Origin of the sequence: Motilibacter deserti (assembly GCF_011250635.1) — a bacterium.
Taxonomy (GTDB): Bacteria; Actinomycetota; Actinomycetes; order Motilibacterales; family Motilibacteraceae; genus Motilibacter_A; species Motilibacter_A deserti.
Genome location: NZ_JAANNP010000202.1, coordinates 1 through 2,115, shown reverse-complemented (window position 1 = coordinate 2,115; position 2,115 = coordinate 1). Strand labels below are relative to the sequence as shown.

The 2,115-nt window shown below is 74.5% G+C and carries 3 protein-coding genes; 1 reads left to right on the top strand and 2 read right to left on the bottom strand.

Features of this window, described 5'->3' with window-relative positions:
* Positions 1-747 (top strand): glycosyltransferase family 2 protein (locus G9H71_RS22370; RefSeq protein WP_166284960.1); only part of this gene is annotated, 747 nt, incomplete at its 5' end.
* A 23-nt stretch (positions 748-770) separates the two neighbouring features.
* On the opposite strand, the gene G9H71_RS22365 is transcribed toward G9H71_RS22370, so the two are convergent.
* Positions 771-1,859, bottom strand: coding sequence for a glycosyltransferase family 4 protein (locus tag G9H71_RS22365; protein ID WP_166284959.1), 1,089 nt, complete (start codon positions 1,857-1,859; stop codon positions 771-773).
* Positions 1,856-2,115 (bottom strand): hypothetical protein (locus G9H71_RS22360; protein WP_166284958.1); only part of this gene is annotated, 260 nt, incomplete at its 5' end. The genes G9H71_RS22360 and G9H71_RS22365, both read right to left, overlap by 4 nt.

The window sequence follows — 2,115 nt, the reverse complement described above, 5'->3', positions numbered from 1 at the left end:
GTCGACATGCACAGCGACGACCGGACGGTGGAGATCGCCCGGTCGCTCGGGGCGCGGGTCGAGTTCTTCGAGCGGAGGGGATTCTCGGAGCCGGCGCGCGCCTTCGCCGTCGAGCAGGCCACCGGCGAGTGGATCGCCCGGCTGGACGCCGACGAGCTCTTCCCCCCGACGCTGGCCGCGCGGCTGCTCCGCGTAGCCCAGACCGGCGAGGCCGAGCGGGTGCGGATGTCGTGCCGCAACTTCCTGCTCGGGCGCCAGCTCAAGGGCACCGGCTGGCAGATGTCCAGGGACCGGCACGTGCGCTTCTTCCGCAAGGGTGCGGTGTCGTTCACCGAGCAGATCCACGAGCAGCCGGTGGCGGCCGGCCCGGACCTCGAGCTTCCTCCGACCGAGGACTTCGCGATCACGCACTTCAACTACCGCGACGTCTCCGAGTTCCTGTCCAAGCTCGACCGCTACACGACTGTCGAGGCTCAGCAGATGGCGGCGAAGGGCCGCAGCCGTGCGCTCCGCGCGCACCTGCCGTTCGCGCTCAAGGAGGCGGCGGACCGCTACGGGCGGCGCGGCTTCCTCGACGGCTGGCGGGGCTTCACGCTGACCTGGCTGATGCTCACCTACCGGATCGTCAGCTGGGCGAAGCTGTGCGAGCTGGAGGAGACGGGCGGGCGCGCGGCCATCGAGGAGTCGTATGTCCGGGAGGCCGAGCGCGTGCTCGCCGGCTACCAAGGTCAGGCCAGCCTGCGGTAGGCCCGTGGCGGTGAGCGCGGCGGTCAGGCCAGCCGGCGGTAGGCCGTGGCGGTGAGCGCGGCGGTCCGGTCCCACGAGAAGCCCGCCGCTCGCCCGGGGCCGCCCTGGGCGAGCCTGCCGCGCAGCGCGTCGTCGCCCACCACTGTGTCGAGCAGCGCCGCGACGTCGTCGGCGTCGCTGGGGTCGAAGTACGCCGCCGCCTCGCCCAGGACCTCCGGGATCGAGCCGGCGCGCGCGGCGACGACCGGGCACCCCCGGGCGAGCGCCTCGAGCGGCGGCAGCCCGAACCCCTCGTAGAGCGAGGGGTAGGCGTAGGCGACCGCGTGCCGGTACAGCTGGTCGAGCCGCGCGTCGTCCGCGGCGACCTGCACGACGCGCGCGGAGACCCCGAGGTGCTGCAGCAGCTCCCGCTCGTCGGGCCGCAGCTCGCCACCGCCGGCGCAGACGAGGATCACGTCCGTGCGCGCGCGGGAGCGGGCGTACCCCGTCACGAGCGTGGCCCAGTTCTTGTAGCCGCCGCGCTCGCCGAGGTAGAGCAGATAGGGCTCGGCGAAGGGCGCCGCCGAGTGCGGTGCCGCTGCGGGAACGTCCACGCCCAGCGGCGTCACCACGACCTTGTCCGCGTCCACGCCGAACACCTGGACCAGGTCCCGGCGGGTGTTCTCGGAGACGGCGAGCAGCAGGTCGGCCTGCCCGGCGAGCCGGCGCTGCTGCGCGACGGTGGGGTCGTCCGCCGCGAAGTGCGCGGGGAAGAGCGCATGGATGAGGTCGTGCATGGTCACGACCAGAGGGCCGCGCCGTGCGGTCTCCCCGTGTCCCGTGTAGTAGGTCTTGTGATAGATCGTCCCGGCCGGCTGCCGTGCCAGCCAGCGACGCAGCAGCGCCTCGTTGAGGGCGGTGCGCGGTGGGACGAGCCGGTAGCGGTCCAGGGCCCGCGGCACCTTGCGCCCCACGACGCGCTCGCTGCCCAGCAGGTCGTTGCCGTGCAGGCCGGCGAAGACCCGGGACTGCACGCCGTGCGCGGGCAGCCGGCGGTGCACCTCGACCAGGTAGCGGGTGATCCCGCCGTAACGCTGGAAGAAGATCTCGGGGCCGAAGGCCACCCCCGTCACCGCGGCCCCTGCCCGTCCTCGGCGGCTTCCGGCCGCCGGCGCCCGGCCCACCAGTCCACCGCCCGGGTGCCGCCCACCCGGCGCGCCGTGCGCTTCGCCTCCCGGCGCGCCAGCACGTACGCGGTCAGGCCCCCCGCCCACGCCCGGTCGAGCGCACGCAGCGGCCCGTGCAGCCCGAGCACGTCGCAGCGGGCCGCATGCATGTCGCGCAGCGCGGCGCCCGGCTCGCGGTCGCTCAGGCCGCCGACGAGGAAGT